This is a genomic window from Marinitoga okinawensis, from assembly GCF_055387075.1.
Genome location: NZ_AP042422.1, coordinates 1,127,710 through 1,149,469, shown reverse-complemented (window position 1 = coordinate 1,149,469; position 21,760 = coordinate 1,127,710). Strand labels below are relative to the sequence as shown.

Genomic DNA, 21,760 nt, shown 5'->3' with positions numbered 1-21,760 from the left:
TTAACTTAATCATTAATAATCATTTTTTAATACTCTATCTTAAAAATGTTTATGTTTGAGCTCATTTAAACTAATTGTTATAATAATCCTGATATACAAAAAATAAAGGGGGTATTATATTGTCAGTTATTAGACCTTTTAAAGGATTAAGGCCAAAAGAAGAATTAGTAGAAGAATTTTCATGTCCACCGTACGATGTGCTTGAAGAAAATGAAGTTAAAGAAATTGTGTCAAAGCATCCAAATAGTTTCTTGAGAGTTACAAGAGCTGAAGTAGAATTCGAAAATGAAATTGATCCTCATAGTGAAATTGTTTATAAAAAGGCTAAAGAAAATTTAGAAGAATTCAAGAAAAATGGAATATTGGTTGAAGAAGAAGAGGCTGCACTTTATTTATATAGAGAGACATGGAATGGCCATTCACAAACAGGTATCTTTGCAACATTTTCTGTTGAAGAGTATCAAAAAGGTTTAATAAAAAAACATGAATTAACAAGGCAGGATAAAGAAGATGATAGAACGAAACATATTATGATATTGGAAGCTCAAACAGGTCCAGTATTTTTGACTTTTAAGTCAAAAGAAAATATTAAAAAATTAATTGAAAAAGGAATTGAGAATTCAAAGAAGATTTATGATTTTACAGATGAAAAAAAAGTTCATCATGAATTGTGGGTATTAACTCAAAAAGAATTAATTGAAGAATTAGAAAATGCTTTTAACAGTGTTGATTCCTTGTATATAGCTGATGGACATCACAGAGCCGCGGCTGCATCAAGAACTAGAGAAATATTAAAATCAAAAAATCCATTACACACTGGTAATGAAGAATATAATTATTTTATGGCAGTTGTTTTCCCTCATGATGAGTTAAAAATATTAGATTATAATAGGGTTGTAAAAGATTTAAATAATTTATCAGATGACGAATTTATCAATAAAGTATCTGAATTTTTTGATATTATAGATTCTCCAGAAAGTCCATATAAACCAAAATCTAAACATGAATTTGGTATGTATTTAAATAAAAAATGGTATGTTTTAAGAGCTAAGAAATCTATAATAGATGAAAGTGATCCTGTAAAACAATTAGATGTATATATTTTACAAAATTATTTATTAGACCCAATTTTAGGAATTGAAAATCCTAGAAAAGATCCAAGAATTCACTTTTTAGGTGGAATTAGAGGAGTAAAAGCTTTAGAAGAATGGGTTGATAGCAAAAATTGGAAAGTTGCATTTTCAATGTATCCAACTTCAATTGAAGAGTTAATGGCTGTTGCAGATGAAAATAAAACAATGCCTCCTAAATCCACATGGTTTGAACCAAAATTAAGATCTGGTTTATTGATACATGAAATTTAATTATAAATATATTTATTAAATTAAGTCCATCAAGTTAATTTGATGGGCTTAATTTAAATCTAAATATAATGAATTTTTTGTATTAATATTTTTCTTTTTATTGTTATCAATAAAGAACTCTTCAATTTTACTTTTATGATATAAAGCACTAAATGAGAATAATTTTTTTGCAAAGTGTTTGTTTTTTATTTGAGATTTCTCAAATATATCTAAAATTTTTTTTATTGAATAATCTATAATAAAATCAATATATTCTTTATCTTTATTAGATAAATCTTTTAAACTATTTATTTTATAAATTATACTAATAGGATTAAAGTTTTTCCGTTTTAAATCTTTTTCAAAATCATATAATGCATCGAATAAATAAGTTAAAGTGCCAACATAATAACTAAATTCTTTGGGTAAATTTAATCCGTGTTTTTTTACAATCATTTGGATAATTTTTATTGACGGCATAAAATAGTTTTCTAAATCTAAAACTTTTTTCTCTAATTTAAATTGCTCTTCTAATATTTTTTCATATTCAATTATAAAATTTTCACCATAATAATTTACTATTTTTTTTCTTAATCTATTAATAATGATTCTCATCTTTTCAAGATGAGAATCATATATTTTATCATACAATTTTCCATAAATAATAAAAGCATTGAGGTAAGAAAATTCTTTAAAAAGAGTTAAATCGTTATAAATATATCTTTCTTTAAAACCAACCCATGGGCATTTTATCTTTTTAATATTATTTTCGTCAAATTCTATTTTCAGTATGGAAAAGAAAGAAACTTCTCTTATTATAAACATTCTATAAATATTTCCAAACTCGTTTTTTAATGAATGACACATAGAGCAATAATGACTTATATAATTTTTTCTTTCTTCTGGATTAGGTTTAAAATACAATGATATATATCCATACATTACTTACACATCCTATTTTGATATTCCTACATACAAATCTAAAGTCTTTTCTATAACATTTTCATTAGATTTAACTTCAAATACTAATTTATAATTGCCGGGTATTGATAATTTAATTGGTGGATCATTAGTAATGATATTAATTACACTTTTTCCACCTTTATTTATATATATTCTTCTTTTATCATTATTTTCAAAATTAAAAACAACACTGTTATTTTCAAGATTAATTAATCTAATATTATAACCTTCAATTTCAATAAACCTTTCTTTTTTAAAATCTAAATTATTTATATAAAATGTACCATGAAATGTTTCATTTACAGGATAAAACAGATAAGTATCTATCGACAATGAAACGTTCTTTAACTTTTTTTCAATAATTTTAGTAATTGGTAACTGAATATAAACGGCTTCATTTTTTTCTTTTTTTACAAAATAAACATCGTATATTCCAGGGTTTATTGGAGGAATATTTAATGTATAACTTACTTTTTCTAAAGGTTTTAATGTAGCATATCCAAAATTTACTGGAATTTCTTTTATTAATTTTCCTTTTGAAGAATATATTTGAACTTTACCCATAAAATTAATATTTTTAGGTTCTTCGGAATAATTTTTTGCTTCAATATATAATTTTGGATATTCATTGAATTTATAAAAATTTTTTTCAAAATAAGCATTATATATTATAGTATGTGCATAAGTAATTTCTTTTTTTAATTTAATAATTTTATCATTAAATTTGAATTCAGTTTGAATAAAATATCTTCCATTAGGAATTTTTGATATTGGATTTATAGTATTTAAATCAAAAATTTTCTTTGTTTCCAATGAATTTAAATTATAGTTTATAATTTTTGGATATTCAAATTTATAAAAAGTTGTGCTAGAATAATCGGTAAGTTTATATATATAAAATTTAAAATCAGTTATTTTAATTTCTTTTATTTTTTTTGTAGTATTAAACATACTAATATTTATATCTAAAGAATCAGGATATACATATTTATCAGAAGTCATTAAAGATACAGATATACCATTAATTAATACAGAATTATCAAACTTATATCTGGGAAAATAATATTTTGATAATAAAATAATAATTATGGTAATGCTCGAAATTAGTATTATTAAAATATTATTTATTTTTTGTCTTCTTTTATATAGCCTACTAAATTTATCTTTTTTCATTTTTTCCTTATCTTCTTTTTCCCATTCTTCAGGTGTTTTACTATGATATTTCATAATATCACCTCAATTTTTATTTTCGTTTATTAAAGAAAGAAAATCTTGTTGCAAAATGTCGCCATTAATGTATAACTTATTTAATTCATTTTCTCCAGATATATAAAATGGAGAATTTCTAACATTAGTAAAATCATTTTTATAAATAAGTTCTCTTGTATAATCATTGATCTCTAAAATTTCAAATATAGGTATTATGCTTGAAAAACCAGTAAAATGACATTTCTCACAACCTTTGTTTTTTTCATTTTTATAGCAATCACAAACTTTTTTTACGAACTTTTGATTAAATATTATTTTTATAGAATTTAAAATTTCTTCTTTTTTTATCCCCATTTCGATTAGTCTATTTATAACATTAAATACATTATTTGAATGGATTGTTGAAAAAACTAAATGTCCTGTTATAGAAGATTCTATTGTTAATTTCGCAATTTCTTCAGTTCTTATTTCACCTGTCATTAAAATATCTGGATCATGTCTTAAAATATTTTTTATAATATTAGTTTTTTCAGAATCATTTTTTATTTCTATTTGTTGTGCCCCAGGTATGTGGTACTCTAAAGGATTTTCTATAGTTATAATTTTTTTGGATTCTGATTTTAAAATTTCTAATATTAAAAAAGCTAAAGAAGTTGATTTTCCGCTACCTGTAGGTCCTGAAAATATTATTAACCCATCTTTTAGTAATTTTATTTTTTCGATATTTCTTATAAAAACTTCTGGATAGTTTAATTTATTTAATGTTAAATCAGAGATTCTTCTTAATTTTCTAATTACACAATTTACTCCAAATATATTTTTTATAAGAGATACTCTAAATCTTTGATCTAAAAAAGTAAAGGACCCATCTGACGGATCCTTGTCATTTATTATATCAATTTTGGATAATATTTGAATTTTGGTAATTAAATTATTATATATATTTTTATCAATAGAATCAAAGTTTATTAACTGTGTATTATATCTATAAAATATCTCGCCATAATCTTTATTTATTGAAAAATGTAAATCAGAAACTCTTTCTTTAAAAAGAATATCCATATACTTCTCAAATAGTATATCAGTATCCAAATCATTTTTGTTTTTTTTGGCTTTTTTATTTAAAAAAAGTTGCATTGTAGATAGTTCTTCTATATTATTCTTCATAATCTCCCTGTTGAGCCTCTAAATATTTTTCTAATTTTATTCTTTCTTCATTTAACACATTATTCCCAAATAATCTATAAATCGCTGGTATTTCATAAATATTTTCACCATCAAAATCATTTAAAATTTTATTATAACCTGCGGCAACAATGGTAACTTTTAATTCATCGGGTTGCATATCTTCAACTTCTGTAATACCATATTTTAAATTTACTTCATCTGTAGAGTATGAGTGCAAAATTGATGTAACAGTTTTTAAATCTTTTAAAGTAGGATTCTTACCAGAAACATTTACTAAGGCAGCTGTTGCATTTTGTACAGAATTCTCTAAAAACTTAGAATTTAGTGCGCTTTTTGCTGCTTCTTCTGCTTTATTTGGACCTTTTCCCCAGCCAATTCCCAACATTGCAGATCCTCTTCTTTTTAATACAGACTCAACATCTGCAAAATCCGTATTTACTAAACCCTTTTTTGTAATTAAATCAGAAATACCTGTAATTCCCTGATATAATATGTCATCAGCTTTAGCAAAAGCTTGTCTAATAGGAATATCATCATTGTCTTCTAATAATTTATCATTGGATATTTTAATCAAAGTGTCTACATATGGTTTTAATTTATTTAACCCACCATTTGCAATTTTTTGTTTTGTAGATCCTTCAAAATGAAATGGTATGGTAACAACAGCTACTGTTAAAATCCCCAATTCCCTTGCTACTCTAGCAATTACAGGAGAAGCACCTGTTCCGGTTCCGCCACCTAATCCCGCAGTAATAAATAATAGGTCTGTTCCTTGTATCATTTCTCTAATTTCATCAATACTTTCTTCAGCTGCTTTTTCACCTTTTTCAGGGTTTCCACCAGCTCCTAATCCTCTTGTTAATTCTTTTCCAAGTTGTAATTTATATTTAGCACTACTGGATTCTAAAACTTGAACATCTGTATTTGCTGCTATTAAATCAACATCAGCAACACCCAGCCTAACCATTCTTTCAATGGCATTATTTCCAGCTCCGCCAACTCCTATAACTTTAATAACATATTTAGGCCTTTTATGAAACATTTCTACAGGTTCATTTTCAATAGGTAAATTAAATGGCATCCTCATTACCTCCTAAAAGGATTTTCCCTAATTTTGAGAAGAATCCTCCCTTTTTCTCTGCTCTTTCTTCATTGTTATTTTCAACATATGTTTTAGCATCTTCAATATATAATTTTGGAATGTTCGTTCCGCTAAAATAGAGATTTATTGTTCCAATAATTGGTGAAAACAAAGGATCTTTATACAAATCATCAGCATTTTCAATATAAAAATTATTTGCATTATTTGCAGCTATACCTAATCTTGTTTGAGCACCCATAAAATCTGATATAGTTTTTTCAATATTTTTTATTCTAGCTCCTCCACCTGTATGGACAATACCAGCTTGTAATCCACCAGCTATTTCAAGGGTATTTTCATATTCTAATTTAGCTAAATCACTGTTTAATTTATTAATTATTTCTCTAGTTCTTGCGAAAACTATTTTATTTAACAAATTCTGAGTTGTATATTCATAATGATCGCCTACTAAACTCAAATAATCAATTTTCTTTACAGCTTTTGTATCTTGTAAACAAACAGCATGTTCTTCTAATAATCTTAAGGATTCTGATTCGGATGTTTTTAAAACGTGCATTATATCTTTTAAAACATATTCCATACCGACTTCAAAATCTAAATAAAATTTTGGTATTCCTTCTTTAAATATTAACATTCTTGCTTTAGAATGTCCTAAATCAATAATTCCAACTCCAAGATTTCTATCAGAAGTATTTGTAACTCCATAAGCTGCTGCTAATGTTGAATCATATATTGGTATTTCACCTTCAATTAAATTTTTTATTGTATTTCTAATAGGTGCAAAAGAATTTTCTGGAACCCAAACAACGTTAATAATAGAATTTAAACTATAATTTGCTACAAAAGCTACTGGATTCTTTACTTTTTTATCATCAACTTCAAAATTTACAAATTTTATATCTAATACTTCTTTATTTAATTCCGAATACTTTTGTTGAATGTTGGATTTTATTTTTTCTAAATCAGCTTCAGTAATTTCTTTTGGTTCAGAAAATTCCAAAGTATAACTTTCTCTTGATATTTTTAATTCATTAGTGGCATAAGACAAAACAATTTCTATTTCTTTAGCTTTGTTATTTTCTCCTTCAAGAGAATAAATTACATTTTCTATTTTTCTTCTTAAAGCTTTAACATCTTGTATTTGACCTTTTACTATTCCTTCTGCTCTTTCTGCTGCCTTAGATAAAAGATGATAACTGTCTTTATTTTCCGCTAAAGCAATTCCTTTAATAAAATAATTACCTACATCGATTGCGTAAATAACCTTTTTGGCCATTTTATCCCTCCTAATAAATGCTAATCAAACTTCCTCCAGAGAGAAGATAATAATTCCCCGGTTCCAACTTTTCTATTTTGTTTATTATTATATCAAAAAACTTAACCACATCATCCCATGATGTATAAAAGATTTTATATCCTATGTTTATGTATAATATTCTTTTTTCAAAATCAATCTTAGATATATAATTTAATTTATTTAAGGATAATTCAGATAGATTTTTTCTATAATTTAAATATTCATTTAAACTTATTAGAGGATAACCTATTATTGGAATATCTGAAATTTTAAAGATTACTTCATCTTTATTTAAAAGAAGATACCTTTTATTAAATTCTACCACACATATAGGTTGATATATTGCTGAATCATTTCTTCCTGTTTGTTTTTGTGTAACAAAAATACTTGTTGTTATATATATAAACATAAAAGAATACATCAATACTATTAACAACAATAATGTTCTAGATGGATTCATTTATATGTCTAACTCCTTAACTTTTAAAGCGTGTTCTTCTATAAATTCTCTCCTAGCTGTAGGATCACTTCCCATTAAAATTTCTAAAATTTCTTCTGTTTCAACAAGATCATCTATATTTATTTGTATAAGTTTTCTATGTGTTGGATCCATAGTCGTATCCCATAGTTGATCGGCGTTCATTTCACCAAGACCTTTGTATCTTTGTAAGGAATATTTAGGATATTCTTTTTTCAATTCTTCTAATTCTTCGTCAGTATATAAATATGCTTCGAATTTTCCAGCTTTGAATTTATAAAGAGGTGGTTGTGCAGCATATATTCTTCCCTCTTGTATTAAATCAGGCATAAACCTATAGAATAATGCTAACAATAATGTTCTAATATGTGCCCCATCAACATCAGCATCTGTCATAATAATTATTTTTCCGTATCTCAATTTAGATATATCAAAATTTTCTCCAATTCCAGTACCTATTGCTGAAATAATATTAGATACTTGCTCATTTTTCATTAATCTTTCTATATCATGTTTTTCAACATTAATTATTTTACCTCTTAATGGCAAAATTGCTTGAAAATTTCTATCTCTTGCAGATTTAGCATTTCCACCAGCAGAGTTTCCTTCAACAATAAATAATTCTGTTTCATTAAGATCAGTAGAAGTGCAATCTGCTAGTTTCCCTGGTAATGGGGAATTTTCAAATATTGATTTCCTCTTAACTTTATCTCTTGCTTTTCTTGCATTTATTCTAGCTCTAGCTGCTTCTTTAATACGTTCAAAAATCATTTTTGTATCTTTTGGATGAGAATCAAGATATTTAACTAAATATTCACTTAAAATATCGTTTACAGCAGCTCTTACCTCTTTACTTCCTAACTTTGCTTTTGTTTGACCTTCAAAAACAGGATCCGGAAGTTTAATACTTAAAATAGCTATTAATCCTTCTCTCACATCTTCTCCAGTAAAATTAGCTTCTTTTTCTTTTAAAATCCTCATTTTTCTTGCATATTCATTCATTATCCTTGTTAAAGTGGCTTTGAATGCAGATTCATGTTCTCCGCCTTCTATAGTTCTTATATTATTTACATAACTATAAATAAATGGATAATCATTCCTTGTGTACATCATTGAAAACTCTACAATAATATCTGAGAAATTTCCACCTCTTGGATTTTTAAAAGCACCTTTTCCATATATTGGATTCTCATGTATAGGTATTTTTTTATTTTTCTTTACTAAAAAGTCTAAAAATTCAGAAATTCCTTCCTCAAATTTAAAAACAGTTTTTTTATTTCTTTTTTCGTCAACAAATTCTATTTCCAATCCAGGATTTAAAAAAGCTAGTTCTCTAAGTCTATTTTCAATAATTTGTCCTTCAACTTCAATATCACCATTTTCGAAAATCTCAGGATCCGGCCTGAATTTAATATGAGTTCCGGTTTTATTTGTTTCATTTAATATTTCTACTTCTGTTAGCTTTTTTCCTCTAGAATATTTTTGATAATATATTTTACCATTTCTATATACCCAAACTTCCAAATATTCTGATAATGCATTAACAACAGAAGCGCCGACTCCATGCAGTCCTCCACTTATTTTATATGTTGCATTATCAAATTTTCCACCTGCATGTAATGTAGTAAATACAACTTCAAGAGTATCTTTTTTTTCAGTTGGATGAGGTCCCACAGGGATTCCTCTACCATTATCTATTACTTCAATTGAATCATCAGCATTTATTTTGACAACAATTTTAGAACAAAATCCACTCATATATTCATCAACACTATTATCAACTATTTCATATACTAAGTGATTTAAACCTGGTTTTCCAATTGAACCTATATACATACCAGGTCTTTTTCTTACTGGTTCCAATCCTTTTAAAACTTTTATATTCTCTTGAGAATATTCGCTCACTTATTAACACCTCCAGCAAACTTAATGTTTTTTAACTCAATATTTTCAATCCTATCATTGATAGTTTTTATTATTTTATGTTTTCTAAATAATATTTCTTGTTTGAGATAATTATTTTTTACATACAAAAAAAGTGTGGAGGTTTTTAAATCAACATTAATTACCTCCACTGAGGAAAAACCATATTTATTAAAAACATCATTTACTATTTCTCTTAAATCTTTAATTAAAAAAATTTTTTTTAATATGTTATTTTTAGAGCTAACCTCTTTAAAAATATCATTAAGATCTTTCATTTTATTCCCAGTATTCATTTTTATTAATTATAAAATCCTTCCAGTAATTCATTAAAGTTTCAGTTGTAATTCCTGGGGCATTAAAAGTAAAATTAGGTACTATTCTTCTCACTGGAATAATTCCTACGCTTGTGTGAGTTAAAAATATTTCATCTGCAGATAATAATTCCCATACTTCTATATTTCTTTCTTCGAAATCCATATTGAAACTTTCTATTAAATCTATTACAACTTTTCTGGTAACTCCTGGTAAAATACCAGAAGAAATTGGAGGTGTAGTTATAACACCTGCCGTTACCATGAATATATTAGATTTAGTTCCTTCAGTTACATAGCCATATTCATTTAAAATAATAGCATCATAATATGCATTGTATTTTTGCCTAAGATACATACTATATCCATTTAATGTTGTTTTTACATAATATGGTATAACAGGATTTTTTGGTTTTCTTTCTCTCGATATAGTTAAAACTACTCCACTTTCTTTTAATTCTTCTATTTCTATAAGGGGCTCTATAAATGCATAAAATGATTTTTTCTTTGAAGTATATTTATTTATTAGAATTTTAATTCTAACGTCTTCCTTGCAATTTTGATTTTTTATTCCTTCATTAAGAATTTCGTTCATAATTTCATATTTAGGTATATCTAAACCTAAAAACATTGCAGACTTTCTAAGCCTTTCATAATGTAATGAAAAAGCAAATAAATTCTTATTATAAGTTCTTAAAGTTTCGTAAGTTGAATAACCATTGAATAGGTCAAAATCATTGTTTTTATATTCATTTTTTTCAATCCAGTTTTCTGTATTATAAAACATGAGAAATCACTCCAGTGCTTTTGATTTTTCCTATTTTAACGCTATAAAATTTATTAATAGGTAATTTTTGGTCTATTTCATGATATATATAAAATTCATCATATCCATAACTTTTGTTATTTTCAATCTTTTCAATCAAAACTTTAGCATTTGAATTTAGTAACTTATTTAAATAATTATTCATTGAATAATTTATGTTCTTTTGTAATTCTTTCATTCTATTTTTTTTAATATTTCCCGGTATTTGATTCTTCATTCGAGCTGCTTTAGTATTAGGTCTACTCGAATATCTAAATGCGTGAACTCTTGAAAAACTATACATCTTTAAAAATTGTTTTAATTTATTAAAATCTTCATCACTTTCACCTGGAAAGCCAACTATTATATCTGCGGATATAGAAAATTTATGATTAATCGAAAATATCATATCAAATAGATTATATAAATAATTTTCTGAATATTTTCTACCCATATTTTTCAAAACATTATCAGAAACATGTTGCAATGATAAGTGAATATGTTTTTCAAAAACAGGACTATCATTCATTAATTTGATAAAATTTTCATCAATAAAATCAGGATACAAAGAGCTAATTCTAAATCTAATATTTTCATTCTTATATCTATTATTTACATCAAATATTAATTTTTTTAAATTATAATCTGTTCCAAAACCATAATAGGATAAATTAATTCCAGTAAAAACAATTTCTTTTATATGTTTATTATAATATATATCATCAATCTTTTTAAATATTTCATCTTTATTTGAACTTCTTATTTTGTTTCCACGCGCAAATATAATTCTACAATATGTGCAGAATTCTAAACAACCTTCTTCTATTGGTAAAAAATATCTTGTATAAGAATTATAGGGGAGAGAAGGTAAAAAAACTTTATCTTTTTCATTATTCCAATATGTTTTATCTACAAAAACACCATTATTTTCTATATAATCCTCGATATATTTTTTTTCAAGATTTCCTAAAATAAGGTCAGCACCAGCATCAATAATTGTTTGAGTATCTGTAAGGGTATAACATCCAACAACTATCACTTTTATATTTTTATTTTTTCTTTTTATACTTCTAATTAATTGTCTTGTTTTTCTTTCGGCTTCTGAGGTTACTGTACATGAATTAATAATAACATAATCACTATTTTCAAAATTTTTATCATATTCTACAAGAAAACCATAATTTTCAAGTTTTTCACCTATAAAAGCACTTTCTGCTTGGTTTAATTTACATCCAAAAGTTATTATATTGACTTTTTTTTCACGATTCTTCTAAAATCCCCTTTGCTGCAAGGCTTAATAATTTTATTCTTCTAACAATACCAATTAATCTATTATCATAATCAATAACAGGAACAATTTTTAAGCTGTTTTTTATAATAACATCAGCTGCATGTAATGCAGTATCATCATAATATAATTTTATAGGATTTTTTTCCATAAATTCTTCAACTGGTTTATCTAAAATACTTTTCAAACCTTTTATAAATTGTTGTGAATCTGGTATGAATGATGTAGATTGCATAAGAGATAAATATCCTGGTATGGAAGCCTTTATTACCATAGACTCACTAATTAGACCAACAAGATGAAAGTTTTTATCTACTACAGGAAATGCTGAATATCCTTGCCTTTCACATAATTTTATAAATCGATCTATAGTTACATTCACTACTAAAGAAGTTACATCTCTAAGCATTATATCTTCGACTTTCATCATTTCACCTTCTTTATTTCAAAATAATCTATAAAATTGCTTATTTCTTCAATATTTTCAATAAATTTATCCACATGATGAATTTTTGCTATAGCTGATGACATACCAAATTTTGCTGCTTCAAAATAATCATAACCATTTTTCAAAATATAATATATTACTCCAGCCATAAAAGAATCACCAACTCCAAATAAATGAGATCTATCAACTTTTTCATCTACAGCAAATAACCATACACCTTCTTTCGTAGCTATAATATCTCCCTCAACGTGATAACTCAATATAGCTAATTTAGCGCCATGTTTAATAATATCTTCAGCAGCATTTACATAATCATTTAAATCTTTCAATTCATTTCCAAGATATCTTTTTTCTTTTCTCAAATCAACTCTTACAACATCTGGACAAGATTTTATTATAGCTTCGTTAAAATGTTTGCCGTTTGATTCCATATATGTAGTGATTCCTTTTTCCTTTGCAAGAGTAATTAATTTTGCATATGCATCTTCTGGAGTGTTTGGTGGGACACTTCCCGAAATCAACACATGCTCAACTATAGATAAAGAATTTAAGTATCTTTCTTCTAAATGTTGTATATCTATTTCACTTATTTTAGGGCCACTAGAATTAACTTGTGTAATAGTGTGATTTTTTAAATCTAATATTGCTATATTTTCACGAGTTTCCTCTTCAACAAATATAAAATTCGCTGTAATATTTTTATCTTCTAATAATTTTTCTAAAAAAACTCTTCCGATAAATCCTCCTAAAAAACCAAGAGCCATATTTTCAACGCCTAATTTGCTAAGTATCCTAGAAACATTTATACCTTTTCCACCGGGTTCCATAACAGCATTAGAAGGATTAGAAATTCTATACATATTACCACATTTAAAATTTTCAACTATTATTTCTCTATCAAGAGATGGATTTAGCGTTACCGTCATTACATCCATATTCAAGCCCCCTAAAAAAATTTATTTTCAATACAATTATACCACAAATCTCTTGAATTTAGTTCAGCTCTTTTTAAATATAAAAAATATATTTTTCAAGTATTTAATTTTAAGTATGTATGCTAGCAATAAATATGAAAATGCACCAATAAATACCATTAAAATTGAATAGAGATTTGATGAATAAGCATTTTTTAAAAATATTAACAATAAAAACATCGATATTGAAGCTATTAAAATTTTTATTACTTCAATAATATCCTTTTTATTAAAATGAGAAAAAAATCCCCAACCTAATAGTACTACTCCTACTATTCCAGAAATACTTGTTGCTAATCCTATACCAGCAACACCCATATATTTAACAAAAATAATATCTAAAATAATATTTGTTAAAACCATTATGAAAGAAATTCTGGTTGGCTTTTTTGTGTTTAATCTGGAATAGTAATTTCTAACTAATATTCCATGTATTGAGTAGAAAATAATTCCAATAGAATATGCAACAAGAGTAAAAGAAGTTATAATTGTATCTTTTTCTGTAAAACTACCATGTTGATAAATTAGTTTTATTATTTCTTTACTTAAACCTATTAATCCAAATGTTGCAGGAATAGTCAGAAATAAAGAAATTAAAATTCCGTCCTTAAATTCTTTCAAAAAAAGTTCTTTTTGTTTTTTAAAATCTAATTTAGATAATCTAGGCAATATAACATTTGCTATACTAACAGAAAAAATTGCTAATGGTAATTGATACAATCTAAGAGCATATTGAATAGTGGAAATACCCCCCTCTCCTGTCCAAGATGCCACATTTGTATCAACTATACTATTAATATGAGATATCGCAACTCCGAAAAATGCTGGTATAAACATTCCCATAATTTCATTAATATATTCTTTTTTTATAACAAAATGGTATTGAAATATTTTTTTCTTTTTTACATATATTAGTAAGAAAAGCATTTGAAAAAATCCACCTAAGAAAAAGCCTATAGTAGGACCATATATTTTTACAGAAAAAATATATGAAAAAATAATTCCCAATATAGTAAATACATTAGTTATTGCTGGTGATACAGCAGAAACAAAAAAGTTATTCTCATTATATAAGATACCGGATAAAATAGACCATATAGATATAAACGTAATAAAAGGGAATGTGATTTTCATTAAATTAGAAGATAATAGTAAATATTCTTTTTCCATTCCACTACCTAACAATTCTGAAAACCAATATGAAAATATTACCACGAAAAAATATATAATAATGGTTATTAAAATTAAAAAATTTATAGCTGTACTTGCAAAAATATCAGCTTCTTTTCCTTTTTTTCGTGTATATAGAGGTATAAACACTGTAGAAAAAGCCCCCTCAGCAAAAATACGCCTTAGAAAAAAAGGAAGTAATATGGCAATAATATATGCATCATATTGACCGCTTCTTCCAAAATAGTAAGCGAATAAAATATCACGAAATAAGCCTAAAAATCGGCTTACCATAGTTGCTGAAGCAAATATAGCTGTAAATTTCATTATATCAGACAATAATATCACTCCCAATTAAATAAAGCCCTTACGGGCTTTGTCATCTTGTTTCAACCATGATACATTTGTAGAATAAATAATCAACTTCAGGATCATTTAACGATTCTAGGTATTCTTTAATTTCATTTGATTCAGCACCAGGTTGATACCAGAATTTTTTGAACCCTAAATTATAAGCCTTTTTTGTAACTTCCAAACCTATTTTTGGTGGTACCACAAAATTTAAAACATTGACATCTGGTAATTCTGATACATCTTTAAAAGTCTTAATTCCATCTATTTCTTCATAATTTGGTGTCACAGGCAAAACTTCATAACCTTTTGAAATCAAATCTTTTAAAATTTTGTATCCAAACTTTGATTTATTTGTTGTAGCTCCTATCAAACCAATTTTTTTAATTTTATTTACATCTATCATACTTTACCTCCTAAATCATATTTAATAATTGATATAAAAGTGGAATGGTAATTATAGAAACTAAGGTGCTAATAAAAACAAGTAAATTCCCTAGAGCTGGATTTATTTTTAATTCTTCGGTGATAAATGAAACATTCATTCCAACAGGCATTCCAACTTCAATAATAAATATACCAGCCAATAATGAATTAAAATTCAATATTTTAACAATAAATACAGCAATAAATGGTAATATAATTAATTTAAAGATTGTAGTCAAAATTGTATCATAAAGATCATATAATTTTATTTTTATTCTTGATAAAGAGACTCCAATATTTATAAGAATTATAACAATACTGGCATTTTTAATCATATTTATAGGTTCATAAAATACATATGGTAAATTATTCCAAAACAATCCATAAGCTCCTAAAATCCAACCGATTAAAAATCCCCAAAGCATTGGAAGTTTAATCATATTTGTTAATCCTTTTTTTATATTTCCAGTTAAAATTATTATTCCAATAGAAAAAGATAAAAGTGTCATTACTATTACATAAATTACAGCTTTTGAAATATATTCATCCCCAAAAAGAGCTCCAACGACAGGATACCCTAAATACCCACCATTAGAAAACATCATAGCAAAAGAAATAACACCCCATTCAGACTTTATTAATCTTAATTTCTTTAATATTAATGGTATTAATATTGCTAAAACAAAAATTATTGTATATCCCAAGAAAAAAATTCTAAATTCATTAAAAGTAGGTGGATGTGAATTAATTGCTGTAAATGCAAGAACATTACCAGCTATCCACATTGTAATTTTGTTTAATATTTTATTATCAAAATCTATAAAAATTTTTCCAAATATATGACCTATAAGGATTATTATAAAAAGTGGTAAAACTTTATATAAAGTTAATAAAAAAAGCAAAAAAATCTCACCTCACAGATTTAAGTGCATAGACTTCTGTTCCAATTCCAGTTAAAAAATCTAATAACTCTACATCTTGATTTAACAACCTTATACAACCATGGGATATTCTTTTACCGATTTCCCATGGCTTTGTTGTTCCGTGAATACCATATTGTTCTTTAGATAATTGGAGCCACCTACTTCCAACACCATTTATTATAGAACCTGGTTTTATATATTCTCCATACCAATACAATGCTGGTTCTTTTTCTTTATACATTATTCTATAATATCCTGGAGGTGTTGCATCACTTCTACCTACAGCAGCTGGGAATGTCAATACTTTTCTTCCTAAATAGTACAGATTTAAAATAGATTTATCTAAATCAACTGTAATTACTAAGGGACTTTCACCAAATTTAAGTTTCCCAATTTTCAACAACTGTCCTGGATATATAGTTTTAGGATCTAATATATCATTATATAATATTATTTCACCAGGTTTTACTCCGTATTTTCTAGCAATTTTATAGATGGAATCTCCTTTTTTTACTAAATAATTATCTATAAATTCTACAGTATACGATGCTCCTTTAAGATTTGACGAAGCATAGAACCAATCTTTTTTATAAAATATAATAGTTTTTATTCTTTTTATATTGTATTTATTAAAATATTCAACTTTAATTTCATGAAAACCAGATTCCAAATCTTCAGGTAAATAATATATATTACTTTCACTATTATATATTTTTATTTTCCCATCAATATATACATTAGTTATATTGAATTTCCCATTGGAATTATTTACTAAAACCCCTTTCCAACCATCCAAAGTTTCTATTGTAGAAACTTCTAATTTTATACTGTCAAAAAATTCTTTCATCTTTAAGAAATTTTTATATTTAATATTTTTCTTTCCGTTTAATGAATCATAGCTTATTTCTAAATCTAAAACATCATCCCTAGTAAAATCTTTAATATTTATATTTATATCTATATAAGTTGGTGTATATGAAAAATTAGGTATAACCCTAAACCCTAATGTTCTTAAAAAAACTTTAGGGTTAATTATTCTTTCGCCAGATGAAAATCTTACATATATAATACCATCATGAAAATCTAAAAATTGAACATTATGACTATCTGCTATAATAATTATTTGAAATATAAGAAACAATATTAAAAGCAATTTCCCTTTTAGAAGCTTTTTCCACATGGGTGACATCTCCCATTTTATCAATTATGTATACTTCATTAAAATCGGAATTAAAACCTATTTCTTTTTTGGAAACATCATTTGCGACTATCAAATCACAATTTTTTTCTATTAGTTTTCTTTTAGCGTAATTAATTAAGTCATTAGTTTCTGCTGCAAATCCTATTAATAATTGTTTATCTTTTTTTATTTTGCCTATTTCTTTTAAAATGTCCGGATTTTTTTTCAACTTAATTATTAAATTATCTTTATCTTTTTTTATTTTTATATTTGAATAATTTTCAACTCTATAATCTGAAACTGCAGCTGACATTACTATAATGTCAGAATCATTAAAATATTTCATTACTTCGTTTTTCATTTCTAAAGCAGTATTTACTTTAACAAAATTTTTTATAGTATATGGAATATTTATATTTGCAGGTCCAGAAATTAATGTTACTTCCGCTCCGCTATAAGAAAAAGCACGTGCTAATTCATATCCCATTTTTCCACTGGATTTATTTGTGATGTTTCTAACTGGATCTATTGGTTCAACAGTAGGACCAGCAGTTATTATAACTTTTTTCCCTATTAAAGTTTTTTTTGTTAAAGAATCTTCCAAAAATTCTAATATGATTTCATTATCGGGATATCTTCCTTTACCAATTTCACCACAAGCTAAGTGCCCAACCTCAGGTTCTACAATAATCCAACCATCTTTTTTTAATAATTCCAAATTTCTTTGTAATGCGGGGGAATTATACATTCTTGTATTCATTGTAGGTACAATTATTTTCGATTTTTCTCTAAAAGCCAATGCTATTAATGATAACAAATCATCTGCAAATCCATTTGCGATTTTAGCAATAATATTAGCAGTAGCTGGTGCAATAATCAATGCATCAGATTCTGCAGATAATTGTGTATGTGGGATCCAACCATCTTTTACTTCATTAAAATAATCTGTATAAACTGGACAGTTTCCAACTGCAGAAAAAACTGTAGGAGATACCATTTTTTTAGCATCTTCTGTTAATACAATATTTAAATCAACATCCAATTTTCTCAATTTAGAAGATAAATCTACAGCTTTATATATAGCAATTCCACTGCTTACACCTAATAAAATTTTTTTATTTTTTAAAATATTCATTGATAAACACCTCTACTCTTCTTAAACGAGATAAAACTCTATCCTTTCCTAAAACAGCTATAGATTCAAATAATCCAGGGGTTACTAATTTTCCTAAAACAGCACCTCTAATGCTTTGAAAAGTATTTTTCTTTGATGTTATTTTTAATTCAGCGATTTCTCTAAGAATTTTTTCTACATTTTCTATTGAAAAATCTTCTAAATTTTCAAATTTTTCAATTGATGTTTTAATTAATTCAATAATCCATTCTTTTTTTAAATACTTTTCTATATATTTTTCTTCATAATCAAAATCATCTATAAAAAAGTTGTAAGAAAAATCTTTTAATTGTTTCAAAGTATTTATTTTTTCTCTACAAATTAAAATAACCTTCTTTGAATATTCTATATTTTTTATAATATAGTCTTTTAAAACATGATTGTCTGTGTATTTAAGCCAATCAATATATTCGTTAATTAATTGGTCTGCATCCATTAATCTTAAATGTTTACCACATAACCATTCTAATTTATCATAATCAAAAATTACACCTTTATTAGAAATATTGTCTGGAGAGAAATCATTTATTTTATCTTTATAATCAAAAATTTCATCATTTATTGTCCAGCCTAATAAGGCTAAATAGTTCATTAAAGCATCTTTTAGTATTCCTTCTTTTCTAAAGTATTCAACAGAAGTTCCTCCATGTCTTTTACTCAATGGTTTTCTGTCATTTCCCAATATTAAAGGTATATGCATAAATTCAGGAATGTCCCATCCAAATGCTTTATATAACATTATTTGTTTTTGAGTATTAGAAATATGGTCTTCTCCTCTAATAACATGTGTAATTTTCATAAAATGATCATCTATTACTACAGTGAAATTATATACAGGAATACCATTAGACCTTAATATAATGAAGTCATCTATTAAATCATTTCTAAATTTAATATTTCCTTTTAAAAGATCATTATATTCAGTAATTCCGTTTTTATTCACTCTAAATTTTACAACAATGCTTTCATTTTTATATTTTTCAGGATAATTGTTAGATGTATAAATTTCATTATTATTTTTATCGTAAACAGCATAATATGCCATATTTTTTTCAATTAAAAAATTTATATATTTCTTATAAATGTCTAATCTTTCACTTTGTCTATAAGGGCCATATTCCCCACCAATATCTGGCCCCTCGTCCCAATCTAAGCCACACCATTTTAATGAATTGATTATTTCTCTTTCTGATTCTTTTGAAGATCTTTCTTTATCAGTATCTTCAATTCGTAATATAAATTTACCATTATTTTTTTTAGCAAATAACCAATTAAATAAAGCAGTTCTTACTCCACCAACATGCATACTACCTGTGGGACTAGGAGCGAACCTTAATCTAATCATATTGAAATTTTCCTCCTCTTACTTTATCAATGGAATTTTCTAACTTTTTTAGTAATGTTTCTAATTCCTTTATATCATTTACTATATAAATTTTAGCAAGCTTTCTATTATCTAAATATTTTTCTTCAATCAGTACATTTTGTATTCTATCAGTCCAACCCCCAGTTCCTTTAATTAATATTACTGGTTTTTTATTTGCATAAGCGCCTAAAATTTCGATTGCAGTGCCAATTTCGCCACCTATACTAATTACAACGTCAACAGTTTTTACTAAAATATATGATCTCATTGAAAAATCTAAACCTGTTTTAATAGATATATCAAGATATTCATTCCCATTTACTTCCCAGGGTAATATCCCTATATTTTTTCCGTTAAATTTTTTATTTGCTTTTGAGACCAATTCCATTACACCATTTCTTCCACCACTAAATAATACCCAATTATTTTTAGCTATTAACTCACCAACTTTGAATATTATTTCTTTCAATGAATTTATCGGTTCTTTATCAGGATCTCCAGAGTAGCCAATAACTCCTACATTCATTTTATCACCAACCTAAATAATTTTCAATTACCGTATCATCTTTTAATACATTTTCAGGATTACCATATGCTATAACATTCCCTTTATGTAAAACATATAAAATATCAACAACTTCAGCTATTTCATCAACGTTATGATCAGTAACAATAACACCTAAATTTCTCTCAGATAAAGACTTAATAATCTTTTGTATATCTTTAACTGTAATGGGATCAATTCCAACAAAAGGTTCATCCAATAATATAAATTTTGGATTTGTTAATAATGTTCTAGCGAATTCTAATCTTCTTTTTTCGCCACCAGATAAAGAATCTGCTATTTGATCTCTTAAATCCCATATTCCAAATTCTTCTAAAATCTTTTTTATAAATTCATTTTTATTATCAATTTTCAACATTGTAGCAATTAGATCCATATTGTCCCAAACGGTTAAGTTTCTAAACACAGATGGTTCTTGAGGTAAATATGCTATCCCATTTTTAGCTCTAATATGTACAGGTAGATGAGTAATCTTCCTGTTATCAATAAATATTTCTCCACTTTTAGGTACAACAATACCCAATATAGTTTTAAATAATGTAGATTTGCCAGCACCGTTGGGACCTAAAATCCCAACAATCTGACCTGTGCTGGCTTCAAAATCAACACTATTTAAAACTATTTTTCTCCCATATTTTTTTACTATTTTTTTACAGATAATCTTTGACATATTATTTCTTTAATAATTCTAATATTTGTGGAGTTATATCAACAAGTTCATCGGCATATAAAACGGAAGGTTCATATAATACTAAATCATAACCATTAGCTTTGGCATATTCTATAACTTTATTTTTAACTTCATCTAAAATTTCATTAGTTTTTTGTGTATATTCATCTTGTATTGCTTTTTGATATTCGTTTATTCTTGTTTGCAGTTCTTGTTGTTTTTGAGATAACTCATCTTGGCTAGCACCTGAGTTTTTTAAATCTTCATAGTCTTTCTTTAATTTATCAATTTTACCTTGATAATACTGTAAATCATTTTTATATTTTTCTTGTAAATCAACCCATTTATAGTAGGATTGCGTAACTTTTTGCATTTGCACAAATGCGATTTTTAAATCTTTACCTGTTTGTTTAGAATTTTCTGAAATACCTATCTTTGGGATAAACAGAAATCCCAATAAAACAACTGCCACAATAAAAAGTTTTGAAAAGTTTTTCACCAAAAACACCTCCTGAATTTTATACTTACGTTATATTATATCATTAATTCTTGATTTTAAGAAAATTTTTTTATAACTATTTTGTTTTACTTTTCTTAATTTAT

Annotated in this window: 22 protein-coding genes; 1 reads left to right on the top strand and 21 read right to left on the bottom strand. The window is 25.9% G+C overall.

Going from position 1 to position 21,760, the window contains the following annotated elements:
- Positions 1–119: 119 nt before the first annotated feature.
- A complete protein-coding gene (locus ACZ5CK_RS05705) occupies positions 120–1,364 on the top strand; it encodes a DUF1015 domain-containing protein (protein WP_464580874.1) in 1,245 nt (414 codons plus the stop codon).
- Between the two features lie 48 nt (positions 1,365–1,412).
- Here ACZ5CK_RS05705 and ACZ5CK_RS05700 read toward each other — a convergent pair whose 3' ends face one another.
- From ACZ5CK_RS05700 to ACZ5CK_RS05600, 21 genes are all read right to left on the bottom strand, one after another.
- Positions 1,413–2,285 carry a DUF5685 family protein gene (locus ACZ5CK_RS05700; protein ID WP_464580872.1) on the bottom strand — a complete coding sequence of 291 codons (873 nt, stop codon included), beginning with the start codon at positions 2,283–2,285 and terminating at the stop codon, positions 1,413–1,415.
- A 12-nt stretch (positions 2,286–2,297) separates the two neighbouring features.
- The gene (locus tag ACZ5CK_RS05695; RefSeq protein WP_464580871.1) at positions 2,298–3,533 is read right to left on the bottom strand and encodes a hypothetical protein; all 1,236 of its coding nucleotides are present in this window, start codon (positions 3,531–3,533) and stop codon (positions 2,298–2,300) included.
- Between the two features lie 9 nt (positions 3,534–3,542).
- On the bottom strand, positions 3,543–4,682 hold the full coding sequence (locus ACZ5CK_RS05690; RefSeq protein WP_464580870.1) for a GspE/PulE family protein: 1,140 nt from the start codon (positions 4,680–4,682) through the stop codon (positions 3,543–3,545).
- Positions 4,672–5,784 (bottom strand): cell division protein FtsZ, encoded by a 1,113-nt coding sequence (gene ftsZ / locus ACZ5CK_RS05685; RefSeq protein ID WP_464580869.1) that lies wholly within the window; start codon positions 5,782–5,784, stop codon positions 4,672–4,674. The genes ACZ5CK_RS05690 and ftsZ overlap by 11 nt, the downstream gene beginning before the upstream one ends.
- Entirely contained in the window at positions 5,774–7,081 is a 1,308-nt protein-coding gene (locus ACZ5CK_RS05680; RefSeq protein WP_464580868.1) for a cell division FtsA domain-containing protein, read from the bottom strand. The genes ftsZ and ACZ5CK_RS05680 overlap by 11 nt, the downstream gene beginning before the upstream one ends.
- Before the next feature lie 10 nt (positions 7,082–7,091).
- Positions 7,092–7,562: a DUF4894 domain-containing protein gene (locus tag ACZ5CK_RS05675; RefSeq protein WP_464580867.1), complete on the bottom strand. Its 471-nt coding sequence runs from the start codon at positions 7,560–7,562 to the stop codon at positions 7,092–7,094.
- On the bottom strand, positions 7,563–9,485 hold the full coding sequence (locus ACZ5CK_RS05670; RefSeq protein WP_464580866.1) for a DNA gyrase/topoisomerase IV subunit B: 1,923 nt from the start codon (positions 9,483–9,485) through the stop codon (positions 7,563–7,565).
- Positions 9,482–9,781: a DciA family protein gene (locus ACZ5CK_RS05665; RefSeq protein ID WP_464580865.1), complete on the bottom strand. Its 300-nt coding sequence runs from the start codon at positions 9,779–9,781 to the stop codon at positions 9,482–9,484. Before ACZ5CK_RS05665 ends, ACZ5CK_RS05670 begins: the two co-directional genes overlap by 4 nt.
- A 1-nt stretch (position 9,782) precedes the next feature.
- On the bottom strand, positions 9,783–10,604 hold the full coding sequence (locus ACZ5CK_RS05660) for an aminotransferase class IV (RefSeq protein ID WP_464580864.1): 822 nt from the start codon (positions 10,602–10,604) through the stop codon (positions 9,783–9,785).
- Complete coding sequence (mtaB, locus tag ACZ5CK_RS05655) at positions 10,594–11,865, bottom strand: tRNA (N(6)-L-threonylcarbamoyladenosine(37)-C(2))-methylthiotransferase MtaB (protein WP_464582960.1); 1,272 nt, start codon at positions 11,863–11,865, stop codon at positions 10,594–10,596. Before mtaB ends, ACZ5CK_RS05660 begins: the two co-directional genes overlap by 11 nt.
- Before the next feature lie 16 nt (positions 11,866–11,881).
- On the bottom strand, positions 11,882–12,337 hold the full coding sequence (locus ACZ5CK_RS05650) for a CBS domain-containing protein (RefSeq protein WP_464580863.1): 456 nt from the start codon (positions 12,335–12,337) through the stop codon (positions 11,882–11,884).
- The gene (locus ACZ5CK_RS05645) at positions 12,337–13,293 is read right to left on the bottom strand and encodes a 1-phosphofructokinase family hexose kinase (protein WP_464580862.1); all 957 of its coding nucleotides are present in this window, start codon (positions 13,291–13,293) and stop codon (positions 12,337–12,339) included. The genes ACZ5CK_RS05650 and ACZ5CK_RS05645 overlap by 1 nt, the downstream gene beginning before the upstream one ends.
- 63 nt (positions 13,294–13,356) lie before the next feature.
- Complete coding sequence (murJ, locus tag ACZ5CK_RS05640; protein WP_464582930.1) at positions 13,357–14,841, bottom strand: murein biosynthesis integral membrane protein MurJ; 1,485 nt, start codon at positions 14,839–14,841, stop codon at positions 13,357–13,359.
- Between the two features lie 40 nt (positions 14,842–14,881).
- Positions 14,882–15,256 carry a CoA-binding protein gene (locus ACZ5CK_RS05635; protein ID WP_464582959.1) on the bottom strand — a complete coding sequence of 125 codons (375 nt, stop codon included), beginning with the start codon at positions 15,254–15,256 and terminating at the stop codon, positions 14,882–14,884.
- Positions 15,257–15,269: 13 nt separating this feature from the next.
- On the bottom strand, positions 15,270–16,181 hold the full coding sequence (locus ACZ5CK_RS05630) for an AEC family transporter (protein ID WP_464582929.1): 912 nt from the start codon (positions 16,179–16,181) through the stop codon (positions 15,270–15,272).
- 7 nt (positions 16,182–16,188) lie between these two features.
- Positions 16,189–17,382 (bottom strand): L,D-transpeptidase family protein, encoded by a 1,194-nt coding sequence (locus ACZ5CK_RS05625; RefSeq protein ID WP_464582928.1) that lies wholly within the window; start codon positions 17,380–17,382, stop codon positions 16,189–16,191.
- A complete protein-coding gene (gene coaBC / locus ACZ5CK_RS05620; RefSeq protein ID WP_464582927.1) occupies positions 17,306–18,517 on the bottom strand; it encodes a bifunctional phosphopantothenoylcysteine decarboxylase/phosphopantothenate--cysteine ligase CoaBC in 1,212 nt (403 codons plus the stop codon). The genes ACZ5CK_RS05625 and coaBC overlap by 77 nt, the downstream gene beginning before the upstream one ends.
- On the bottom strand, positions 18,498–19,901 hold the full coding sequence (gene gltX / locus ACZ5CK_RS05615) for a glutamate--tRNA ligase (RefSeq protein WP_464582926.1): 1,404 nt from the start codon (positions 19,899–19,901) through the stop codon (positions 18,498–18,500). Before gltX ends, coaBC begins: the two co-directional genes overlap by 20 nt.
- A complete protein-coding gene (locus tag ACZ5CK_RS05610; RefSeq protein ID WP_464582925.1) occupies positions 19,894–20,448 on the bottom strand; it encodes a TIGR00725 family protein in 555 nt (184 codons plus the stop codon). Before ACZ5CK_RS05610 ends, gltX begins: the two co-directional genes overlap by 8 nt.
- Before the next feature lie 4 nt (positions 20,449–20,452).
- A complete protein-coding gene (gene lptB / locus ACZ5CK_RS05605; protein ID WP_464582924.1) occupies positions 20,453–21,157 on the bottom strand; it encodes an LPS export ABC transporter ATP-binding protein in 705 nt (234 codons plus the stop codon).
- A 1-nt stretch (position 21,158) separates the two neighbouring features.
- Positions 21,159–21,656, bottom strand: coding sequence for an OmpH/Skp family outer membrane protein (locus tag ACZ5CK_RS05600; RefSeq protein ID WP_464582923.1), 498 nt, complete (start codon positions 21,654–21,656; stop codon positions 21,159–21,161).
- Positions 21,657–21,760 lie beyond the last annotated feature (104 nt).